The 23,158-nt window shown below is 34.7% G+C and carries 21 protein-coding genes; 13 read left to right on the forward strand and 8 right to left on the reverse strand.

What is annotated here, in order from left to right:
• Window positions 1-756: 756 nt before the first annotated feature.
• Both RLT85_RS03660 and RLT85_RS03665 read right to left on the reverse strand, forming a co-directional pair.
• Window positions 757-1,593: a DUF932 domain-containing protein gene (locus tag RLT85_RS03660; RefSeq protein ID WP_147865767.1), complete on the reverse strand. Its 837-nt coding sequence runs from the start codon at window positions 1,591-1,593 to the stop codon at window positions 757-759.
• A gap of 96 nt (window positions 1,594-1,689) precedes the next feature.
• Entirely contained in the window at window positions 1,690-2,097 is a 408-nt protein-coding gene (locus RLT85_RS03665) for a hypothetical protein (RefSeq protein ID WP_147865768.1), read from the reverse strand.
• A 298-nt stretch (window positions 2,098-2,395) separates the two neighbouring features.
• Here RLT85_RS03665 and RLT85_RS03670 point away from each other — a divergent pair, with 298 nt between their 5' ends.
• Window positions 2,396-3,373 (forward strand): IS110 family RNA-guided transposase, encoded by a 978-nt coding sequence (locus RLT85_RS03670; protein WP_168817893.1) that lies wholly within the window; start codon window positions 2,396-2,398, stop codon window positions 3,371-3,373.
• A 601-nt stretch (window positions 3,374-3,974) separates the two neighbouring features.
• Here RLT85_RS03670 and RLT85_RS03675 read toward each other — a convergent pair.
• Window positions 3,975-4,211 (reverse strand): hypothetical protein, encoded by a 237-nt coding sequence (locus RLT85_RS03675; protein WP_311400676.1) that lies wholly within the window; start codon window positions 4,209-4,211, stop codon window positions 3,975-3,977.
• A gap of 794 nt (window positions 4,212-5,005) precedes the next feature.
• Between RLT85_RS03675 and lpxD the strand changes: the two genes are divergently transcribed.
• Both lpxD and RLT85_RS03685 read left to right on the forward strand, forming a co-directional pair.
• Entirely contained in the window at window positions 5,006-6,001 is a 996-nt protein-coding gene (gene lpxD / locus RLT85_RS03680) for a UDP-3-O-(3-hydroxymyristoyl)glucosamine N-acyltransferase (RefSeq protein ID WP_311400677.1), read from the forward strand.
• A 29-nt stretch (window positions 6,002-6,030) separates the two neighbouring features.
• Complete coding sequence (locus RLT85_RS03685; protein ID WP_311400679.1) at window positions 6,031-6,534, forward strand: GNAT family N-acetyltransferase; 504 nt, start codon at window positions 6,031-6,033, stop codon at window positions 6,532-6,534.
• A gap of 306 nt (window positions 6,535-6,840) precedes the next feature.
• On the opposite strand, the gene RLT85_RS03690 is transcribed toward RLT85_RS03685, so the two are convergent.
• Window positions 6,841-7,692 (reverse strand): ChaN family lipoprotein, encoded by an 852-nt coding sequence (locus RLT85_RS03690; RefSeq protein ID WP_311400680.1) that lies wholly within the window; start codon window positions 7,690-7,692, stop codon window positions 6,841-6,843.
• A 132-nt stretch (window positions 7,693-7,824) separates the two neighbouring features.
• Here RLT85_RS03690 and RLT85_RS03695 point away from each other — a divergent pair, with 132 nt between their 5' ends.
• From RLT85_RS03695 to RLT85_RS03740, 10 genes are all read left to right on the forward strand, one after another.
• Entirely contained in the window at window positions 7,825-8,337 is a 513-nt protein-coding gene (locus tag RLT85_RS03695; RefSeq protein ID WP_311400681.1) for an NAD(P)H-dependent oxidoreductase, read from the forward strand.
• A 114-nt stretch (window positions 8,338-8,451) separates the two neighbouring features.
• On the forward strand, window positions 8,452-9,627 hold the full coding sequence (locus RLT85_RS03700; protein WP_311400682.1) for a CynX/NimT family MFS transporter: 1,176 nt from the start codon (window positions 8,452-8,454) through the stop codon (window positions 9,625-9,627).
• A 395-nt stretch (window positions 9,628-10,022) separates the two neighbouring features.
• On the forward strand, window positions 10,023-10,778 hold the full coding sequence (locus tag RLT85_RS03705) for a T9SS type A sorting domain-containing protein (protein ID WP_311400683.1): 756 nt from the start codon (window positions 10,023-10,025) through the stop codon (window positions 10,776-10,778).
• A 266-nt stretch (window positions 10,779-11,044) separates the two neighbouring features.
• Window positions 11,045-11,770 carry a DUF981 family protein gene (locus RLT85_RS03710; RefSeq protein WP_311400684.1) on the forward strand — a complete coding sequence of 242 codons (726 nt, stop codon included), beginning with the start codon at window positions 11,045-11,047 and terminating at the stop codon, window positions 11,768-11,770.
• 9 nt (window positions 11,771-11,779) lie between these two features.
• On the forward strand, window positions 11,780-12,283 hold the full coding sequence (locus tag RLT85_RS03715) for a VOC family protein (RefSeq protein WP_311400685.1): 504 nt from the start codon (window positions 11,780-11,782) through the stop codon (window positions 12,281-12,283).
• Between the two features lie 9 nt (window positions 12,284-12,292).
• Complete coding sequence (locus RLT85_RS03720; RefSeq protein ID WP_311400686.1) at window positions 12,293-13,321, forward strand: AI-2E family transporter; 1,029 nt, start codon at window positions 12,293-12,295, stop codon at window positions 13,319-13,321.
• Window positions 13,322-13,323: 2 nt separating this feature from the next.
• Complete coding sequence (locus RLT85_RS03725) at window positions 13,324-14,010, forward strand: amidohydrolase family protein (protein ID WP_311400687.1); 687 nt, start codon at window positions 13,324-13,326, stop codon at window positions 14,008-14,010.
• Window positions 14,011-14,058: 48 nt separating this feature from the next.
• Window positions 14,059-14,550 (forward strand): amidohydrolase family protein, encoded by a 492-nt coding sequence (locus tag RLT85_RS03730; RefSeq protein ID WP_311400689.1) that lies wholly within the window; start codon window positions 14,059-14,061, stop codon window positions 14,548-14,550.
• Between the two features lie 39 nt (window positions 14,551-14,589).
• Window positions 14,590-17,364, forward strand: coding sequence for an aconitate hydratase AcnA (gene acnA, locus RLT85_RS03735; protein WP_311400690.1), 2,775 nt, complete (start codon window positions 14,590-14,592; stop codon window positions 17,362-17,364).
• 244 nt (window positions 17,365-17,608) lie between these two features.
• The gene (locus tag RLT85_RS03740; protein WP_311400691.1) at window positions 17,609-17,953 is read left to right on the forward strand and encodes a DUF3024 domain-containing protein; all 345 of its coding nucleotides are present in this window, start codon (window positions 17,609-17,611) and stop codon (window positions 17,951-17,953) included.
• A gap of 517 nt (window positions 17,954-18,470) precedes the next feature.
• On the opposite strand, the gene cls is transcribed toward RLT85_RS03740, so the two are convergent.
• The 4 genes from cls to RLT85_RS03765 form a co-directional block, all read right to left on the reverse strand.
• Window positions 18,471-19,925: a cardiolipin synthase gene (cls, locus tag RLT85_RS03750; protein ID WP_311400693.1), complete on the reverse strand. Its 1,455-nt coding sequence runs from the start codon at window positions 19,923-19,925 to the stop codon at window positions 18,471-18,473.
• A 40-nt stretch (window positions 19,926-19,965) separates the two neighbouring features.
• Complete coding sequence (locus RLT85_RS03755) at window positions 19,966-20,835, reverse strand: DMT family transporter (protein WP_311400694.1); 870 nt, start codon at window positions 20,833-20,835, stop codon at window positions 19,966-19,968.
• A 131-nt stretch (window positions 20,836-20,966) separates the two neighbouring features.
• The gene (locus tag RLT85_RS03760; RefSeq protein WP_311400695.1) at window positions 20,967-21,386 is read right to left on the reverse strand and encodes a DUF2141 domain-containing protein; all 420 of its coding nucleotides are present in this window, start codon (window positions 21,384-21,386) and stop codon (window positions 20,967-20,969) included.
• 159 nt (window positions 21,387-21,545) lie between these two features.
• Window positions 21,546-22,931, reverse strand: a complete 1,386-nt coding sequence (locus tag RLT85_RS03765; RefSeq protein ID WP_311400696.1) for a trimethylamine monooxygenase — start codon at window positions 22,929-22,931, stop codon at window positions 21,546-21,548.
• Between the last annotated feature and the right edge of the window lie 227 nt (window positions 22,932-23,158).

Here is a 23,158-nt window from a genome sequence, read left to right on the forward strand (position 1 = left end):
ACTTGTACAGTCTTGACAAGTTCCATAATGGTATTAGCAATTCTTATAAAGCCATTTGTGACGAGAGCGTACCGACAGTTAAGCGAACAGAGCAAATGGCTTTATTTTAGAATTGGTTATGCCATACCTGTTTTTCGCTGTCCCGAAAAACAATAAAGGCTTCATCTATTATAAACCCCTTAAAATGTGTGAGGCAAAGGTTCGGTTTTTAAGAATTATCGAGTAAAGACCAAAGTAGGCTTTGCCGTTAATTCTGTTAAGAAAATCGAGGCTTTGACTTTCCGATTACAAGCGGACTGGATTCACGGTTTTGGTTTGGGAATGTAGCGTTCCTTCCCAGCGAAGCGGGAAGGGGAAGCGGAATGGAAAACCAAAAACGGGAATTGGGTCCAAGATTTTTTATAGAGAAGCTCTTTGCCCGAAATGTAGCTTTTTGCGAAATGTAGCGGGAAAGTGCTGAACGGATTATAGAACCAAATTATTCTTTTGAAGTAGGATTTAAAGCGGACTTGACTTTAAAGATGTAGATTGGAATAGAGTTTGACCACTTCCCGAATTTTCTCGGGAATGAGTAGGCAAGTGGAATGGAAATCGGAATCTTTGAAGTTGTGTCCAAGACCTTTTTTGAGAGCAGCTCATTTTCCGAAATGTAGAGCAACGGAATGTAGGGAAATGTGCTAAACGGAATGATAAGGCAGAAGTAAAATTAAAAATCCAGTTTAGTTAGGTACTGGATAAACCTTTTACAATGTTTCTTTAAACCATTGCATATATTTCATCGAACAAAACCTTATCCAACTTTTCTTGTTGTGAAAAGGTCTTTTTCAAGGTATTGTGAAGCATCCAATTAAAGGCGTTGTAACCTACCCATAAATTAGGTTTTGAATAAGCTGGAAACGGTTCATCGTTGATAAGCTCTATAACCTCACGGGATTTTTTTGATGGGTCATCGTTTTTGTCGCTACATTCATATCGGAACAATTTCGTTTTTTCCAATATGTCCTTTACAAATGCCTCGGTATCGATAAGTTCGATTTCTTCCATTTCCCTGAATTTCCTTGTGATTTCGTAGTATTCATTATTTAGAAACTTATCAAATAGCAAGTTCAATTTTGGCATTATTAAATCTGTATTGTTCTTGCTGTGCTTTATCGAAAATGCGATTTCTGCTTGTGCAACGTGTAATCCATTGGTGCATATTTCCCTATAAAAACCGAAATGTCCGGAAGTTTTCTCGCTTCCATCATAAGAATTTTTGAAACGTAACATTGGCAGAATCTTGTCCTGTCCTTCTTTTAAAGAAAACTGATTATCGTCCTCGATTATAAAATCGGTAATGAAAGACCTGTCATTTCTGTTGATAGTGCGTTTATGATATTTCAAATTGGCATCTATTAATAACCCTTCGGCTTTTTTGAAAAACAGTTCATTTGGAATATGGCCATAACTGTTCGAGACCACATTCACAATTTTGTCATTGGAAATAACGGCATTTTCAAGCCCTCTTCGAGACTCCATACCAGTAATAATTTTTAACGATTTCATTTCATTTGAAACGAAAATTTCATCTTGTTGTAAACGATTTAAATACATAATATTTGATTTTAGACCTGTCTGAAGACAGATATGATTAAAAAAAGAAAGCCTACTCTTGCGAGCAGGCTTTCACATTTGAAGACATTAGCTTCATTAAAGTTCAAATTTTAGAATCTGTTCTTCAATCTCTGATTTACGTTGTTCCAAAGTGGACTGTAAATGTGTAGTTACCAACTTGATTAAATTCGTGTTGGTCGTCTTGAATTCCAGATTGCGTGAGTCCCTAATATGAAAGGAACTTGAACCGTCCTGATTGTAATTGAACTTGGTAAGTTCACTCAAGGTTTCCGTAAGTCGTTCACGTTGCGTGGCCAAACCTCTCAATTTTTCAAACTTTTGAATTCTGTCATCCAAATTAATCTCTGGTTTTTTGGCTACCACGAGCTTTTCCGGTGTAACAGCTTTTCCGATAGCTTCCTCGGTCAACTTCTTTTGAACTTCCTTTTTAACGGTTGCATTTACTTTTTTTGCTGTTCCGTTTGATTTTACTTTTGTTTCCATAATTAAATGATTTTAGATTAAACAATATTTGAGCAAAACCCAAACGGAAGACAAAATTTTAGAGTGGAAAGGAAACGGAATCGTTACTTTACCGACAGTAAGAATTATAGATAAAAACAAATGTATTTTTACCATTAAACAACAGTTCCACTTACTGCATTAGCTTTAGAAACGGAATAGAGGAAATCTACTATTTATATTAAGTACAGTAAGTTATTTGAGTCAAAGCCAGAGAGTATTAAGGGCATAACCCACTAACGATTTAAGCCGCTCAATGGGAACATTAAAACATTTTATAATGGAAGTATATGGAATTGACCTGTCCAAAGAAAAGTTTGATGTCAGCTTTCTTGATGTAGGTAAAGAGAAAAAAAAGATCATACGCAATAACTTTAATGGTATATGCAACTTTTTAAAACAAGTGAAAGATGACTGTATCTTGGTAGCTGAGCACACGGGAAGTTACGGCGACCTATTAGTACACCTCTGTTACCGATACGGTATTAAAATAGCATTGGTCTCTGGTTACAGTGTTAAGCACAGTCTTGGGTTGCAGAGAGGTAAAAGTGATTCAAAGGATGCTTATCGTATCAGAAAGTATGGTGAGAGGTTTGCTGAAGAATTGCGCCTTGAAGAACCTAAATCCGAGTCCATCAAAGAACTCAAAGAACTCTATACCTTGCGCGAACAACTTTCCAAAAACAGGACATCACTTCTACTGGGGCAAAAGGCAAGAATGATTGGACCTTCCCAGAGTATAGTGGCCTATAGAAGCTGCAAAAGGGCAATTATGAATTTGGAAAATGAAATTAGTTCTGTTGAAAAAGAAATTGAAAAAGTCGTCCAATCAGATTCAGAATTAAGAGATAATTATAAACTTGTCACAAGTATCAAAGGAATTGGCCCGGTAATCGCAAACAACCTAATCATCAAAACGGAAAACTTCAAACGTATTTCGACGGCAAAAAAAGCGGCTGCATTTGCTGGTGTGTGCCCATACCCCAACTCATCAGGGAAAATGTCAATGAAATCGAAAACAAGCCATATGGCCGATAAAAAACTGAAATCCCTGTTATTCCTTGCTGCCAAAACGGCGGTAGCTCATAATAAGGAATACAGCTTATATGCCGAACGAAAAAAACTTGAAGGAAAGCCTTATTTCTTAATTATGAACAATGTGTCCAATAAAATGCTAAGAACAGTCTATGGTGTCATCCAAAGTCGTAAACCATATGATATGAACCATATTTGTATTGACCCAAGAAAAATGAGTTGAAAAAATAACGATTTTATTTGTTTTTAATAGAGTATATAAATAAGCGAGGGAAGAAGCGATGGCTTTATGCCGTCCCTTTTCCGAAAAATATTTTGCGACGTTTATATTTCGGTAATATTGTATGAATACTCTCTACCTCAAATTTTTCTATAGAAGTTCATCACTTAAAAGACCTATAATGAAATAGTTGATTACTCGATTTAATGTGTTTCCAGAATGATTAACTTAAAGATATTTAGTAGAAATGATTAGGCATAATGAACCAAATTTGAAGCAGTATTAAGAGTCATAAAATAAATGACTTTTTATGTTGGTTTGAAATAATACAAATTATATATTTGCACCATCAGAAAGTAAAGCATTTTACTTTAAGTTCATTTATAATATCGTCAACAAATCGGCTAACAGTAAAGTTTCGGAATCTGTAACTGGTTGATATATATAATATTATGGGGAAAGGGTATAATCCTGCCACCCCGACTATTAAAGCTTAACAAATTTTTATTTGTTAGGCTTTTTTTATTTCCACACGTCACAGTCGTAGACTAGTAAAGGAAAATCGGATCATTCCTACAAGTTGTTTTTACAAGCGCTTACACTTTTATTGAAAAGCTATATAAATTTTATGTCCATATTTTGGGGTGGTAATTAGAATCTCGCTTTCTAATCTTTTAGCTAAGGTTACCTTTAGCCCTTTACGATAAAAAGTTTCATTTTCGGTTTTGTAAATTTTTGATTCTTCCGTTTTACAATCTTCAAATTCTTTTTTAACTATTATTTTTCCGGTTGAAATATTAAAATCTACATCTCTCCAATATTCACAAAGTTTTCCGCTCAAGCTTGTATATCCTATTAAGTAGAAAGCTCCATCTTGAAAACGATAGAGAATTTCGTATAGGTATCTTTACTGAAATTCAGTTAGAAAATAATCTGATCTTAAATTTTAGATTAGATAGCAGAGCCGGGTTTAATGTTCTTAGATCTTAGTATATAGAAAAACTAGAAATTGATAAAAATCCCTTTTGAAATCGAGTACAAACCAAGTTTCTTTAAACCTGAAGAGAGGAATACTGATTATACCGTTTTGTCACAAATGACTGATGCGAATAAGTAGCTACCCGTAAAAGATTTAAAAACATGTATGACGGACTCATCTATAAGGAAATAATGAGAATCAATTGGATGGAAAAAAATACACATTTGAAATTTTTAATAAGACTAATCGTGATCAAATAAGGTGTTTCTAGAAGTAAAAAAAACTATTTCAAAATTAGAGGTACCTAAGAACATTTCTATAAGTATCTTTTACTTCCGTAAAGAAAAATTTCATTGCATTGTGGATCTCTAAATTTTCAAATCAGACGATTTCGCTCTTCTACTTTTTCAAAAAAACTTGTTGCCATTCAATAAAAGGAAAAATCTAAATTTTAAAACATCCTTCTATTATCCAACAAATCTGATCGTTTTATCCCTATTCTCATAAAAAAACACTTATTTTAGTCAAAATTTTTCATTTTATGAAGAAGATTTTTCTTAGAGTATTTATACTTTTTTGATTTAGAGAGTATTAAAGAAGCAGAGAAAATCGTATTCTATTCATGATCCTATCTACCACTAAAACAAAAACTACGTATGACATCCTATTCTATAAGTGAAATCAATACTATTCTAAAAGGTGAATTAATTGGTGATACCACCCAAAAAATTGAAGCACCAGAGGAAATTCGGAAAGCAAACAGCAATCAAATCACTTTCATTGGAAGCAAAAAATATGAAAAATTTTGGGCCGACTCAAAAGCCTCTGCTGCTCTTGTTAGCGCTAATTCTGATTTGCTTCCTGGCGACAAGCGTGCTTTTATAAAAGTAAAGAATGTAGATTTAGCCATGGCAAAAATACTGGAGCTTTTTAATCCGCCAGCACCTGTTTTTGATACCGATATTCATCCCACAGCCGTAGTTCACGAAACGGCAAAAATTGGCGAAGGCTGTCAAATTGGTGCAAATTGTTATGTAGGAAAAGATGTTGAATTGGGAAAGGAAGTCACCTTATATCCCAATGTTTGCGTCTTCGACGAAACCACAATTGGCAGTAATACCATCGTATGGTCTGGAACGATCATACGCGAACGCTGTATTATTGGGAGTCATTGTATTTTTCATACCAATGTGAGTATTGGAGCAGACGGTTTTGGTTACCGACCAAGTGACGATGGCAAAGCTTTGGTAAAAATACCGCAAATAGGAAACGTGATTATTGGTCATTATGTAGAAATTGGTGCCAATTCTTGTGTAGATAGAGCAAAATTTAGTTCTACGATTATTGGAGATGGGTGTAAAATAGACAATCTTGTACAAGTAGCGCACAACAGCATTATGGGACGTTCTTGTATTATGGCAGGACACAGTGGTCTTGCGGGTTCTGTGACTTTAGGCGATGGCGTGGTTATTGGCGGCAGCGCTTCTATTAAAGACCATACCACCATTAATTCTGGTGCTACTGTTGGTGCGGGTTCTGGAGTTATGAACGATGTAGAGGCTGGAAAAACAGTTCTAGGTTATCCCGCGCAAGATGCTAGAGATATGCTAAAACAATGGGTTGCGATTAGAAAATTTATGAAAACTCAATAATATACCAACTTATACTTAGCAAAACTCAAATGGATATTATTTTTAAGCAGATACACATCGAAGATAAGAATAAGGTGCTCCTCTTATTCAAAGAAGCTGCGGAAAAGATTGCGAAAAAAAATGTAGATCATTGGCAGTATTGGAAGAATCCGCCGCAAGAAAAAATACAATGGGTAGAAGAAGGCATTCAAAATGATGAGTTCTTTTTTGTGGAAGATTCCCACAAGCAAAATATAGGAATGTTACGAATCCTAGAAGAAGATATGATGTATTGGGGGAAGCAAAACGAAAAAGCGAAATATATTCATTCCTTAGTAGTGATAGAAAGACTGGAAGGAAGAGGAATTGGAAAAGCAATACTTCAAAAAGTTGAAATTGAGGCTAAGAAAGAGGGTTACAAATTCTTAAGGTTAGATTCTGATGCTAAAAACCCAAGACTCTGTAATTATTACGAGCAACAAGGTTTTAGAAAAGTTGGAACAAAAACACTTCCCATTTCTACCTATAACTTATATCAAAAAGAACTGGTTTAAAAGTCATCTTAAAAATATAGAGTTTCTGTATTAAGCAACGGATATACTTTTCCGCGGTTATTCTACGGCTAAATTGTCTGATTTTCTTCAGTATTACGTTGTTATTTATTTTTAGTCTTTAGTGACAAATTAAAATAGATGAGTTACTTTTTCCAAAGCGATTTTATCGAGAGCGGGAGCAAATTTTTAATAGCTAAATTTATCATTAGTTACAAGCAGTCTTGTTTCTTGGTTTCTAATTCTTGTTTCTTATCTCTTGTTTCTTTAAAGCACATCATAGAATCAAGCCATCTCTTCCTTTAAACTCTAATACGTATTAGTCATTTCTACGTCTACCACCAAGATAAAATCGGCTTTTCCTTTATATTCTTTTTCTAATTTTCCTACATCATTTTGCGTCACGGTAGAAATCGTCACCATCTTTAAATCTTCTGAAGCTTGTTGTAGGTACCAATAAATGCCTTCAAAATGATCACTGTGATAAGCGCCGTTGTAGTGAATAAATTGCTGCTCCTTTTCTCTATTTTCTAAAATAAAATGGGCCATCGTAGCATCTTTAACGGCTTGAGCTTTAGGAAAATTGGGGTTTGCATGATCTGGCATCATATCTAACATCTTTTTATAGCTTGGTAAGTTTGCATCGTAAGCAATAGGCAACGGTGGTAACCAACTTTTTTCTTTTTCAGGCAGACTATCCAAAGCTTCAAAGCCTTTTTTATACACTAAACTCGCGTAGCGCCTGGGTATATTGGTGGCAACAAATTGAAGCTGATTTGTTTTTGCAAAATCTACTAGTGGCTTATAATCTGTTTTATGATTCACCCATAAACGCGCTAAGCTATCTAAGCCCTTCTGATTTATTTCATCATTCAAATATTGATTGAGGACGTTTTGATTATCGGTTTCTAGCATCTCTGCACCCAATACCAAATCATTTTCTTTATGTAGTTGCTGCGTTAATTTGAGTTGCATCCAGTGCGCAATAGCATTATCGTGCAACTCTCCAAATAAGATGATGTCTTTATCCTTTACGGATTTAACCAATTTTTTAAAGCTTACTTTTCTTCCTTTTTTGTTGTAAATTTGATAGGCTTCCAATTTTTGTGCAGATACACTTAAGCTCGCAAGCAAAATTAAGCCAGTTAAAATAAATTTCATAAATGTTGATTTGTTATCCGAAAATAATCAATTTATAGTTTCTCTTTTACTTTTCTACGGAAACAATTCCGCGGAAGCGTAAAAAATCATTCAAAAAAGTCTTCATAAAACAGTATATTTAAAAATAAAAAGATGAAAATTCTTGGAATATCTGGCTCTGCGAGTAAATCTAGCAGCAACTACTATCTCTTAAATGCTATAAAGGAATTGCTTTCTTCACCAGACGAAATGCAAATAATTGAAGGTTTAGAAGAATTTGAGTTGTTTAGTACGTCGCAATTAGAAAAAAGCATTCCCAAAAATATTGAAACTTTAAAAAATAAGATTTTAGAAGCCGGTTTAATCCTTATCGCTACCCCAGAATACACGCATAATATCCCAGCGGTACTCAAAAATATGTTGGAATGGTGTACGGCATCGGGAGAATTTGCACAAAAAGCGGTTTTGCCTATTACGTTCACCCCCACCGAACCTCGCGGAAAATATGCGATGGCTTCTCTATTGGGTTCTTTGCAAACGATGAAAACTAAAATAGAGACTCAACTCCCGCTCTATAAAACCGATGTAACCACCTTAGACCATCAAATTGAAATCCCCGAAGATATTGAAGAAATAATACGCACTGCCATCAATCTATATCGCTAACATCAATCTATATCGCTAAATTACTTTAGTGTCTATAATCATTAATTCTAGGTTAAATAAAGACTGACTTAGGGATTTAAGCTTAGTTTTGCATTTTTTTAAGCAGCGCATTTCATGAATAATTCTAGTAGTCCTTCCAAATTATTGCTCATCGTTGCTATTTTAGCCATCGCCTTCAACTTAAGGCCTGCGCTTTCAGGTATTGGACCTTTAGCAGAATCTATTGGCATCGATTTAGATCTATCTGGCGCGTCTTTGGGATTATTGACCACCTTACCCCTACTGGCATTTGCGGTGATCTCTATGCTAACTCCCTTATTCACGAAGAATTTTGGAGTAGGAAAAACACTATTGGGAGCTTTGGCAATATTGAGTTTGGGAATCATAGTCAGATCGGTTTTTGGAATTGTGGGTTTATATGCAGGAACTCTATTTGTGGGAATAGGAATTGCCTTCGGAAATGTTTTACTTCCAGCCTTAACCAAACAAAACTTTCCTGATAAAGCCGGAGCGATCACCAGTTTATACGGAAGTTTAATGGCCATAGGAGCCGCTTTAGCCGCGGGAATTAGTGTTCCTCTAGCCGAAGATTATGGTTGGGGATGGCGTGGAGCTTTAATTATTTGGGCAGCAACTTCACTGATTGCTTTTATCATTTGGTCTTTTCAAGTAAAGCACCTCAAAAAAACTAAACCCAGACGTAATTTTATGGAAGCTTTAAAAAAGCTAAGTAGCATTGGATTAGTTTGGAAAATGGCCATTTATATGGGCTTACAATCTATGGTTTTTTATGTAATTTTAGCTTGGTTGCCTACCATTTTAATAGAAGATGGCTATTCTAACACTTATGCGGGATGGATGCTTTCTCTCTCACAAGCCACAGGGATTTTAGGTTCTATCGTCATTCCACTATGGGCAGGAAAGCGTAAAGACCAACGCTTCATTATTGGAGTTTTGGTGTTTTTAGAAATCATTTCTCTAATTGGGCTCATGTTTCCTGGCTTAGGCTTAGTTCCGGTTTGGGTTTCTTTAATTGGCTTTGTTCTAGGAGGTACTTTTGGACTCGCATTATTACTTATTATTTTAAGATCTTCAGACGCCGATACTGCCGCAGAGCTTTCAGGAATTGTACAGTCTATTGGTTACCTGATCGCTGCTACGGGCCCTTTTTGTATCGGAATTATTCATGATTTCAGTGGCGAATGGAATTACGCCTTATTAACCTTAATAGCCATCGCTCTTATTAAACTTTATGTAGGCATGGGAGCTGGAAAAAAAGGAACGGTTTAAAAGTACTTTAAAATTTATAAGATAAGTTTTTAATCTTGCTACAACACGAGAGAAAACAATAAGCACTATTTAATTACTTCTATTTTAGAAAAAATTAGATGACATCATCAATGTCTTCTATATAATGACAAATAATTAAGTGACTGCTGAAATGGCATTGATGACACCTTACAGGTTTATAGAGAATTAATCCCTAATTTTATAAATATTAGAAAGTTTTCTATCTCTAATTGCTGTAATAAACCAATAAAAAAACTAGGAAGCTAGCATTAGAAAAGCTATTTTTTAAATCTACAAGAAGTGTAATTAGCTTTTATTTCGTAACTTAGAAATTAACTTATTTTTAAAACTATGAAAAAATTACTTTAGCATTAGCCTCAGTATTAACTTTTGGAATGCAGGCTCAAGATTTCCCTAATCCATATTGTGATTTAGATGATACAAGTGTAGAGGAAATTACTTCTGTGGCATTTGCTGGAAGCAACATGACAAATACAGATTTAACTTCTATTTTGGTTGATGAAACTGCTGTAGTTTCAGAAGTAACTATAGGAGAGACTTATACTCTTGCGGTAAAAGGAAATACGTACGGAGACTTTCAAAATAAAATTGTTGCCTTTATTGATTGGAATCAAAATGAAATCTTAGATGATGCGAATGAAATCTACGAAGTAGGTTCTTTGATAAACTCTACGGGAGATGATGATATTTCTGTAAGTATGGATATTACGGTTCCCGCAGATGCTTTAGAAGGACCCACCCGAATTAGAATTACCAAAACCTATGAAGATGCAGATTCTGTTGCTATTATCAACCCGTGTGCCATAGAATTTGATCCTTTTGGAATGGGAGCTAATCCAGGGTTTGGACAAGCCTTAGATTTTACTTTAAATGTGGGAGTTTTAAATGTTAATCATTTTGACGCTAAGGCGTTAATTGTATATCCCGTGCCTACACAAGATATTTTACACATTGAGTATAAGTCAGAAATTAATTCTGTAAAGGTTTATAATCTTTTAGGGCAAGAAGTTTTGAGGTCAAATATGTCCGCTTCTCGTGTAAAGTTAAGTTTATCTACACTTTCGGCAGGTTCTTATGTAGTAAAAATTTCTACGGAAGAAGGGCAGCACAATTTTAGAGTTGTAAAATAATAATATTTAGAAATTAGCAATTGAATGCTTATTCATAATCGCATTTAACTCATAGATTTTGAACTATTTAATTTTTTTCTGCTCTTTGGTTAAGCCTGTCTGCGACATAGGCAGACAGGCTCAAACAAATATTGATGTAAATTTTAGATCCTTGTTTAATTAGCTATTTACTCACACTATAAAATAGGATTTACGTTAATATTGTTTTAATAAAGTGGCCTTTTACAACAGGCTTTATTAAATTAGGGTTTACTTAAAAAATTTTTATGTCTCAAGATTCAGGTCTTATTATAGATTGGGTAAATATGCCTACTTATAATACCATTATGGCTTTAGCTACAGGAGCTACACTTATGTCATTAGCAAAAATAGGTCAGCAACTATATAAAAAAGAACAAATAAATCCGTTAGGGTGGAGTTTAAATCTTGGGGTTTTAAGCGTTTTACTTTTTACTACCGGTTTGCATATGACGCTTACTTGGCCATTAGCCAAATATTTTCCTTTTGATAATATTGTTTTTGGCGAACCTACTTTAGCCATTGGCGTACTCGCGTTGGGACTTTCTTTTTATTTCTATAAAGCTAAAACATCTATACTAAGCTCCACCACTCCATTTAAAGAAGTGGCTCGTGTAGTTTGGCATCTTAAATATTTGCTTTATGGGTTAGGTTTATCACTCATCGCTATAGGTATTGCAGGAGTTACTTATCAACTCTTTGCCGCACCACCAGAAGAACCTATTACAGGACAATTTGCAGATTATCCTATGGTAGAGGCAACATTTATTTCTTTATTATGGGCATTAACGGGTGTGGCTTCTATTTTAGTTCCCTCTGTACTTCACTATTTTGCTCTAGGAAAAACCGCTATCACCAATAAATTAAAACTAACATTTGCACTTCTTTATGGTCTTGGAGTTATTTTTCTACTTTTTGGTGCCTTTAATTATTTTACACATATAGGGCTAATTGTCAATACAATGGCCAAATAAATACAATTTATGAGCTATCCAGTAAACTTTTCTCACGTAGGAATTAGTGTTCCAGATATAGAAAAAGCCATGCAATTTTATATAAAGGCTTTAGGTTTTTATCATATTGCTGGCCCAATAGAGGTGAATGAGAATGAAGACAATCACTTATCATTTATCAGCAAGAAAATATATGGACAGGGTTGGAAGAAATTTAAATTTGCACATTTATCTTCTGCTGACGGAATTGGATTAGAAATTTTTGAATTCGCCAATAATTCTGAAAAAAAGTCAGATAACAGTTCTTTTAAAACCAGCGTATTTCATTTTTGCGTTCAACATCCCAATATTGAGGAAATGATTGAAAGAATCGTGTCACACGGCGGTAAAGAAACCATGCCTCCCCAAGAAATGTATCCTGGAAAAAAACTATATAAAATGGCTTTTACTGAAGATCCTTTTGGGAATAGCATAGAAATTTACACACACGCTTACGAATTGCAAAATGTTGGCAATAATGGAAGCATCACCTAACTTATATCCATGGCAAAAATAGAAATCTCTGGCAAGCAATTCGTTAAAAGCTTACTCCTTATTTGTCTAATTTGGATTATACTCACCTCTGCTTCTAGCTTAATTTCACCCTTGGTAGTCGCTGTCATCATAGCTACTTTACTCGATAAACCTACCCAGAAAATGAGATCTTGGGGCTTTCCTAAATGGCTCGCCATTAGTATTTCTATGCTTCTATCTATTGTTTTTTTTACCTTACTCTTTTGGCTCATTAGTACTCAGGTAAATGCAATGGCAGATGATTGGCCAACTATCAAAGAAAAAGCACTGGCTAAATATCAAGTTTTTAGTGAGTGGATGCAAAATAAGTTTCAAATAAATCCGAAGGAAACTTTTAATCAAAATGTAGATTTTTTCGATCAGGTACAAAATATAACAGAAGCTTTATTTGCTTCAGCCTCCAATGTTCTGTCTAATTTTTTCATCATTTTAATTTATGTCATTCTATTTTTGATGCAAAGAAAATTGTTCATCGGTTTCTTTAAAAAATTAGTAAAGCACGAAGACGGCGCGAATAAAATTTTGCAAGATTCTGCCAGCATCATTAGTGGATATTTGTTTGGGAAAGGTAAAATCATGTTTTTCTTAGCTATCATATATTATATAGGGTTCAAAGTAGGTCAGGTACCGTTTGCACTATTTTTAGCGCTATTTGCAGCCTTATTTTCTATTATTCCTTATGTAGGTAATATAATTGGCGGCGGTATAGCCGTCATCTTATCTTACCTATATGCGGGTGGTACTCCCGCACTTATTGTAATTGGAGTAATTATGGCAGCTCAACTCATAGAAAATTATATTCTCACGCCTTGGATTATTGGAGACGAAATAGATTTAAATCCCTTTATTACCGTTTTTGGTGTTATTTTATTTTCCACGTTATGGGGAATCGTAGGCGCTATTTTTGCTCTGCCATTAGTCGGAGTTTTAAAAGTAATTTTTGAAAATACGAAAAACTTAGAAGCCTACGCCCATTTATTAAAAAAACAAAACGATTAAAAATGCTTCAGTATAAAATTATCAACGCCCGTCTTGGCAAGCATAAAAACCCGGTTCAGATTGGGATTAAAGATGGATATATCCACGAAATTAGCGAGCAGGTTAACGCTTCCGCGGAAGCGATATATGACGCCAACAACAATTGGGTAAGTCCTGGTTTCTTTGAAAGCCACATAGACTTAGACAAAGCCTGTATTTTAGACCGATGCAATATAGAAGAAGGCACTTTAGAAGAGGCTGTAAAGGAAACCTCTAAAGCAAAAAAAGACTTTACGGAAGTAGATGTTTTTAAAAGAGCGAGTCAAGTGGTAGAAATGGCCATTAAAAAAGGCACCATGGGAATGAGAACTTTTGTAGAAACAGATCCTAAAACAAAATTAAGAGCTTTTAACGCCATAAAAAAAGTAAAAGAAAAATATGCTTTTGCCATAGACATTCAAATTTGTGCTTTTGCGCAAGAAGGCTTAACAGATAATGAAGAAACGCAAACGCTTTTAGAAAAAGCTTTGCAATATGGTGCCGAGGTAGTTGGTGGTTGTCCTTATAAAGACAAAAATCCCAACAAGCACATAGAGATGATTTTAGATCTAGCCGAAAAATATGATATAGATGCAGATTTTCACTTAGATTTCGATTTAAATCCTGAAGATTCTAGCATTCCCAAACTCGTAGAAGAAACCATTAAATGAAAGTATCAAGGCAAGGTGAGCATTGGCCATGTTACTAAATTGGCGGTCATGAAACCTGAACAACGCGAAAAAATGATTTCGTTGTTAGAAAGCGCCAACATAAATTTGAGTATTCTTCCCGCTACAGATATTTTTCTTAACGGAAGAAATACGGAACGACCTATACCACGCGGACTCATAAATGCCAAAGATTTTGCAAAGCGCATAAATACCTGCATTGCGAGCAATAACATTCTCAATGCTTTTACACCTTATGGAGACGCATCTCTATTGCGTATGGCAAATATGTATGCTAATTTATCCCAATCTGCCACCGAAGAAGAATTAAAAGCCGTTTATGAAATGATTGGTAAAAACGCTGCGGAAATGATTCAGCAAAAATTTATATTGGAAGAAAAAATGCCAGCAAATTTAGTAATTGTGGAAGCTAAAAATGCTACAGATGCTATCCGAAGAGTTTCGCAGCCTCTACTAGGCCTCAAAAGTGGAAGAGTTACTTTCAAAAATGAAGCCGCCATTTTGTTTATCCCTCAAATCTAAGTATCTTTAAAGCAAGCACTATATAAAAAACTAAAGACTATGAAAGAAACCATAAAGAATATTACAAAAACCTTAAAAACTAAGCAAGGCGATTTAAAATATATCAGTTTAAAAGACTTTGCAGACAAACATCCTAAAGTAAATCAACTGCCTTTCTCTATTAAAATTTTATTAGAAAATGCTTTACGGAATTATGACGGATTCTTAATTGAAGAAGAGCATATCACTAATTTAGTGAACTGGGATCCTAAAGGAAGTAGTACTTCAGTTCCCTATAAGCCAGCGCGAGTGCTGATGCAAGATTTTACAGGTGTTCCTGCCGTTGTAGATATTGCCGCCATTAGATCTGAAGCTATTAGAAAAGGAAAAGACGGTGCCAAAATTAATCCGAAAGTTCCTGTAGATTTAGTAATTGACCACTCGGTGCAAGTAGATTTCTTCGGAACAGATTACGCATATAAGAAAAATGTAGAGTTTGAATATAAGAGAAACGAAGAACGCTATGAAGTGTTAAAATGGGCTCAAAATGCTTTTGAAAACTTTACCGTAGTTCCTCCAGGAATGGGAATTTGCCACCAAGTAAATTTAGAATATTTAGCCAAAGGAGTTGTAAATCGCGATGGTTGGGCTTTTCCAGATACCTTAGTAGGAACAGATTCGCATACGCCCATGGTAAATGGCGTTGGTGTTATTGGTTGGGGTGTTGGTGGTATTGATGCAGAAGCTGCCTTGTTGGGACAACCCATTTATTTTTCGGCGCCTAAAGTAATCGGCTTAAAATTAGAAGGAAAACGACCTGAAGGGATTACCTCTACAGATATGGTTTTAGAAATTACTCAGGTTTTACGTTCATATGGTGTAGTGGGCGACTTTGTCGAGGTTTTTGGTGAAGGTTTAGACCATCTCACCGTTCCCGATAGAGCCACGATTTCTAATATGTCTCCAGAGTTTGGTTGTACCGTTACTTACTTTCCTATAGATGACCAAACCATCAAATACATGAAAGACACCAATCGAGACCAAGATCAATTGGATTTGGTAGAAAACTATTGTAAAAACAATCTACTTTGGCGTACAGGAAAAGAAGAAATTACGTATAGCGATATTGTAGCGGTTGATTTATCTAATTTAGAGCCTACCGTTTCGGGACCTAAATTACCGCAGCAGAAAATCTTGGTAAAAGAACTTAAAAATAAATTTAGTGATATATTAAAAGAAGCTCACGGTAGAGATTATCTTTCTCCTAATAAAAGAGAAACTTGGTATGCTGAGGGAGGTTCAGGTACAAAATTCAATAAACAGTTTAGAGAACAAAAAGTAGATAAAGAAATTTCTGTAGAAAAAGATGAAGCTTTACATTCTGTACATATTGCTCAAGGTAACGAGCAGTATTCTCTAAGCGACGGTTCTATTGTAGTGGCGGCGATTACTTCGTGTACCAATACTTCTAACCCATCTGTAATGCTGGGAGCTGGCTTAGTGGCGAGAAAAGCCATAGAAAAAGGAATTGATGTTAAACCTTGGGTAAAAACGTCTTTAGCGCCAGGATCTAAAGTAGTAACCAGTTACTTAAAACGCGCTGGATTGTTAGAAGATTTAGAAGCTTTACGCTTTCACGTGGTAGGATATGGATGTACTACCTGTATTGGAAATTCGGGTCCTCTCCCACCTCATATTGATAAAGCAATTGATGATGGCGAGCTATTAGTAGCTTCCGTATTGAGTGGAAACCGAAACTTTGAAGCAAGAATTCATAATAAAATTGAAATGAATTTCTTGGCTTCTCCTATGCTAGTGGTTGCCTATGCCATTGCAGGACGTGTAGATATCAACTTAATGGAAGATCCTTTAACCAAAGATGCCAATGGCCAAGAAGTTTACTTAAAAGATATATGGCCTTCTCAAGAAGAAATTAATCAAGCGATGAAAATTGCTACTTCCAAAGAAGATTACGCTAGAGAATATGATGTCATCTTTGATGGTGAAGAACAATGGCAAAATTTAAAAGCGCCAAGCGGATTGGATTATGAGTGGAAAGATGATTCTACTTATATTAAAGAAATTCCGTTTTTTAAAGATATCAGTGATAATCCAGAAACGCTAAAAAATATAGAAAATGCCAATGTTTTGATGAAACTGGGGAATTCAGTTACCACAGATCATATTTCACCTGCAGGATTATTTTCTGACCGCAGTGAAGCTGGAAAATATTTAACAGACAAAGGCGTAGAAAAAAATATGTTTAACTCCTATGGTTCGCGCAGAGGAAATCATGAAGTAATGATGCGTGGTACTTTTGCCAATGTACGTATCAATAATGAGATTGCTAAGCGTAAAGGAGGTTACACTAATTATTTTCCAGACAATAAGGAAATGACAGTGTATGATGCCGCGATGAAATATAAGGAAAGTAAGACTCCACTTGTGGTAATTGCGGGAACGCAGTATGGTTCTGGTTCTTCCCGAGATTGGGCCGCTAAAGGAACCATTCTTTTAGGAGTAAAAGCCGTTATTGCCACTTCTTACGAACGTATTCACCGCTCTAATTTAGTGGGAATGGGAGTTTTACCTTTAAAGTTTAAAGGTGGTGAAGATGCCTATAGTTTAAACTTGACGGGGAGAGAAACTTACAGCATTAAAGGGATTGAAGCCGGACTAACTCCTGGAAAAGAACTTGATGTAGTAGCAACTGCTCCCGATGGTAAAATAACCGAGTTTAAGGTAATCACTCGCCTAGACTCTAAAATTGAAATAGAATATGTAAAACACGGTGGTATTTTACAGTATGTACTAAGACAATTTTTAGACGAATAGTAATATTAAACTTGTTGTAAATAAATAAGATTATAAACTCAGGCTTGCCTGTATTTTTTGGACAGATTCGTTCAGAAAATACAGGCAAGCGCTTTTATATACTAGAAATTAGAATTAAAATCCACTAAGCAACAAGCAAAAAATTCGGTTTTAAACTTTAAAATAACCTTTGTCCTCTGATTTAAAAAAGAAATAAAGAGTTGTTTTTTTATATTTGAAGTACTGCAACATTAAAGAGGATTAAATGAAAGACCAACCTATAGACATCAACGAATCTAGCATAAAAAAATATATAAACTCCTTACGTCCAGATGATCTGGAAATTCATAAACAACTCGATTTTGGGTATGCTTATGACGGGAAAACTTGTATTCTTTATGAAATTAGACCTGTTTGGAATAATCCCGAAGAAATACAGCATATAGAATATGCAAAAATCAGGTATTATAAGTCACGGCAAGAATGGAATTTGTATTGGATGAGGGCCAGTCTAAAATGGGAACTTTATCAACCCTTTCCAAAAGCTTCACATATAGAAAAAATGATTAAGTGTATTGAAGAAGATGAATACGGATGCTTTTATGGATAAGATAACTCAAAAATAATTAAAGAAATTGCAGGTAGTTTAAACTGCGGGGAGGATAGTTATTTAAATCGAAAAACAGAAGAACTGATTTGTATTCCAAATTTTTCTGATTTTGGTTATGATAAAGATTTTCAGGCCGTTTTTGAAGAGGAAAAAGAGAAAGTAACTCAACATCCAAAAATTTTATCAAATTTGAGGTGTTGAAAAGTTTTGAATCGTTTATAATCATGCAGTCCTTTGCGGAAAGCATAAGCGAAGATCAATTTAAAATAGACTTAGAACGTACTTTACAAAGAAAGAAACCATTCCAGAACTTTAAATATGCGGTGGAAACTTCTAGATACCGACAAGTAAGGTTTGATTTTAAACAGAGCGAATTGGAAAAAATCATAATAAATCAGTTGGAAAGTGAAGCTTTTAAAGGCTAATGGAAAAATTTTCCATTGGACATTAAACTAAACGGAGTTTTTGACTTTGTGATTTTTTCAGAAAAGAGCTAATCTCTAAGCTACAACTACTATTATAAAAACGGGGATAACAACCTAAAACATTTTTCAATAAGATGTGTAAATTTTGAGCGTTCTAACCATTCTTTAGCGTGGATAAGATTCGCATTTTCAATATCTTCATAAAATAGAGCTTTAAGTTCTATGTTTAAACGCCTACTATAAACCATCGCGTTGGTCTCAAAATTTAAATCGAAGCTACGGTAATCCATATTGGCCGAACCTACTATGGCTAAATCATTATCGATACATAAGGTTTTTGCGTGTACAAATCCTTTTTGGTATAAATAAATCTCCACACCAAATTTTAAAAGGTCTGTATAATAAGAACGGGCTGCAAGATTCACCATTTTAGAGTCAGATTTTCCTGGTACCAAAATTTTTACTTCTATCCCTTTTTGTGCTGCAATTATTAAAGCATCCATCATGCTATCTCCAGGAATAAAATAGGGTGAAGTAATGTAAATACATTTTTGTGCTGCACTAATCGCTTCAATGAGTGCAAAATAAATGATGGGTATATCAGAATCTGGTCCAGAGGAAGCCATTTGCACTATATCTTCTTGATACGTAACATCTAACTGCGGACTAGGAAAATAAGATTGATGATTGTTTATAGGTTTTCCGCTGCAAAAATTCCAATCGCTTATAAATGAGTATTGATAGAAAAAACTAGCACTACCCTGTATTTTTAAATGCGTATCTCGCCAAAACAAACCATCTTTAGCGTGTTCATCATTCCGGTAACGATCACTTACATTGATTCCACCTACAAAGCAAGTCTCGCCGTCTATTATGACTATTTTACGATGATTTCTATAATTGATTCTATTGGTAAAAGCATACCAGATGATTTCGTAAAACGGAGCAATTTGAACTCCTGCTTCTTCCAAACCATGTTTAAATGCTTTACCTAAACTGTGACTTCCAAAATCATCATACATAAAGCGCACTTCTACTCCTTCTTGCGCTTTTCTTTTTAATACGGCTGCCACCTGCTGTCCGGTAAAATCATCTTCATAAATATAATATTGAATATGAATATGATGCTCGGCTTTTTCTAAAGCTTCTAAAAGTACGGGAAACTTATGTTCGCCATTGGCCAATAACTCTACTTGATTATTTGCGGTTAGCGTACTCTGACCAGCTTTTGCTAAAAAGTTAATCAAATTAGTGTGTTGTGGAGCCACTAAATCACTTTGCAAAACTCCTTTGTGGTATTGTGATAATTTTTGCTCCACTTGTCTTAGCAAAGCTACATCCTGAATAATTTTCTTACTGTATATTTTTCGTTTTCTATAATTAACTCCGAAGGAGAAATAAAAGAAAATTCCAAAAATGGGTACAAATACTACCAGTAAAATATATGCTAAGGTCTTAGAGAAGTTTCTAGTATCATAAATGACACGCAAAACCACCAAGATGGTTATTAGCACATAAATGATTTGTAAGATGAGAATATAGCTCATGAGTAACCAACTGGTATCAAATAAATGTACAAGATTTAAATTACCTGAGAGTTACTTGTGGTTTCTTTTTCTTTTCGCGAATTAAATAAATACCAATTAATATAAGCACGGCACCAATTACATACCAAAAATTAAATTTTTCTCCGTCTAAAACACCCCAAATTACGGCTACTATGGGCAATAAATATGAAACCGTACTTGCAAAAACCGCAGAGGTATCTTGAATCAATTTATAGAATAATGCAATTCCTATAGCTGTACCAAAAATACTTAAAATACTCATATAGCCTAAAGCTTCAATAGATTGGTCGGTTAGAGGTGTGCTAAAAAATCCGGAGAAAATTAAAATAAAAAAAGAAGGAATCATCCAAATACTAAATACGCTACTGGAAACATGAATCGATTTTACGTCTTGCAATTTCAGCTTAATGATAAGTGCAGAAACCGCATAAGATGCGGAAGCCAAAACCATAAGCAATGTATATCCAAGCTGCGTTTCTGCAGTATTCATTTCAGAAAAATATAATAAGGTTACCGCTCCAAAAAAACCAATAATGGCTCCAATAACCTGTGTGAACTTGCTTTTGATACCAAATAACATAAAACCAAATACCAAAACAAAAATAGGCTCTAAACTATTAATAATTCCCGCCAAAGAACTGCTGACTTTAGTCTGCGCTATAGGAAATAAAAACATGGGCAAAAAATTACCAAAAAAACCAGCTGCGGTAATCCATAACGCATCTCTTGCCTTCATTTTAAGCAAAGCAGGAACTCCTATAAAAGAAAGAATAATTCCTGATAATCCTACTCGAAAAGCACCAATTTCATAAGGAGAAAATACGGTAAGCGATTTTTTTATTAAAATAAAAGAACTCCCCCAAGTAATGGCCATGATAAAGAGTAACAACCATTTATTTTTGAATAGATTATGCATAGCAAGCTTCTGTAATTTCTCGTAAAATTTAAAGATACAAAGCTACTGCGTAAAAAAAGATTTTAAAATAAAGACTAAAGAATTAACAGGCTTTTATATTCCTATTAATGGATAAGCTTAATATCCAAACTTAAATTTTCTTTTAAATTAAATACACAATCTTCAAACGAGGGTGCAGAAAATTTTGGTTTAAAATTATTGGAGAAAGCATAAGGCTCTTTTGGAATACCCAAAAAATTCATATTGCATTTTCCGTCTTCATTTTCATCGTGATAAAGGGTAATGGCATAATTACCTTGAGGCAGATCAGAAATGCGAATACTTGCTTTTTTATTCTTTACAGGAATTTTATAGGTCTTAAATGATTTACCTTCTTCTAAGAAATATTCTTCGCTGTTGTAAATTCCAACTTCTATAAACCCAGCATCTTTCTTAATACCAGTAATTTCAAGATCCAATTCTGGATTGGAGTGCAGGGGTGTATTAAATAGCAATACGAATAATAAAGAGATATAGTAAATCATAAGATGTTTTAATTAGTAGAAGGCATCTTTTATGCCAAAGATATGAACCTAGAGAAAATAGATGCAAAATTCACTGAATGATAAAAAAAAACCGATTCCTAAATTTCAAGTATTTATACTTTCCATTTAAAAATCGGTCGAGGTTGATTTTGTTACTTCTTATTTCTCGCCAGGTACTGTTTCTTCCACTTCTTCTTCAAAAGCTAAATAACGTTCTTTACTGTCATCTAACTCAAACATCCAATCTGTGTGGTGTTCTTCTGCTTGTGTTCCAGTAACTACACTGGTATAGGTTTTATCTCTATAGGTAAGGATATTTTCTTCCTTATCTCGCAACCATTCCTTAAACATTTCGCTCACTTTATCAAGATTAAACTCAGGATAGTCTGAAAGTGCAATTAAATCTTTAATATAATCAGTTTGAAAGTCTACACTATCTAAAGAATCTTTAATGGCGTCATGGCGATCTAACCATTTGCGAATATCTTCTCTACGTTTCTTCTTAGACGGAAGTTTAAAACGTCCCATCACATAATCTCTTGCTAACCAAGCCTGAGTATCAAACATATTAAAGGTATAATATTGATCTTGCATACCTAAATACATTAGCTGTGGAAGATCATTAAAGAATATCCCTTTGTACATATGATCTGGATAGAGGTTATTCTTCGTTTTTAGACGTAACTCGTCTGGTAAAAACGGAAATTTATGTTGATACCCTGTGCACATTACCACTGCATCAAAATCTTCTGAAGTTCCATCGGTAAAATGTGCGGTAGCTCCATCAAAATGGGTTAACAAAGGCACTTCTTTGATACCGTCTGGCCACTCTACACCAATCGGATTGCTTCGGTAACTTAAGGTAACTGATTTAGCACCGTGTTTGTAACATTGTACTCCAATATCTTCTGCGGAATAACTACTTCCTATCAATAATAATTTTTGATTCTTAAACTGATCTGCACCTCTAAAGTCGTGGGCGTGCATTACTCCACCTGGAAAATCTTCAATTCCTTCAAAAAACGGCATATTGGGAGTAGAGAAGTGACCTGAAGCTACAATTAGATAATCAAACTCTTCTTCATAAGTTCTATCTTCTTTTAAGTTATCAAGAATAAGAGTAAATTTTTTGGATTCTTCGTCAAAACTTACCCAGCGCGCAGTGGTATCAAAACGAATAAAATCACGCGCATTACTTTTATTAATTCGTCCTTGTATATAATCAAATAACACGGGTCTTGGCGGATAGGAGGAAATTGGCTTTTTAAAATGCTCGTCAAATGAATAATCAGAAAACTCTAAGCATTCTTTTGGTCCGTTAGACCATAGATATTTATACATACTTCCATGAACAGGTTCCCCGTACTTTCCTACTCCCGTTCTCCAAGAGTAATTCCACATACCGCCCCAATCGCTTTGTTTCTCAAAACAAACAATTTCTGGAGATTCTATACCTTGCTTTTCCAACGCTTCAAATGCTCTAAGTTGTGCCAACCCACTAGGGCCAGCGCCAATAATAGCTACGCGCTTATTCTTTGTGTTCATAGTCATATATCCGTAAAAATTTAATTGCCTCTAAAAAGGGCATTAATTGATAATTCTTTTAAAATATTAAGGAATTCGGTAGAAAAATAGAAGCCTTGCTATTAACAACAAACGTTTGTATAGCAAAATTGCACTATTAATAAATTTTTGACCGAATGCTCGGAATATAAGTATAAACATAAGTAGAACCAAAGAAAAGCCTTCGTTTATGAGAATTTTAAGTAAGG

It is taken from the genome of Mesonia ostreae (assembly GCF_031845265.1).
Classification (GTDB): Bacteria; Bacteroidota; Bacteroidia; order Flavobacteriales; family Flavobacteriaceae; genus Mesonia; species Mesonia ostreae.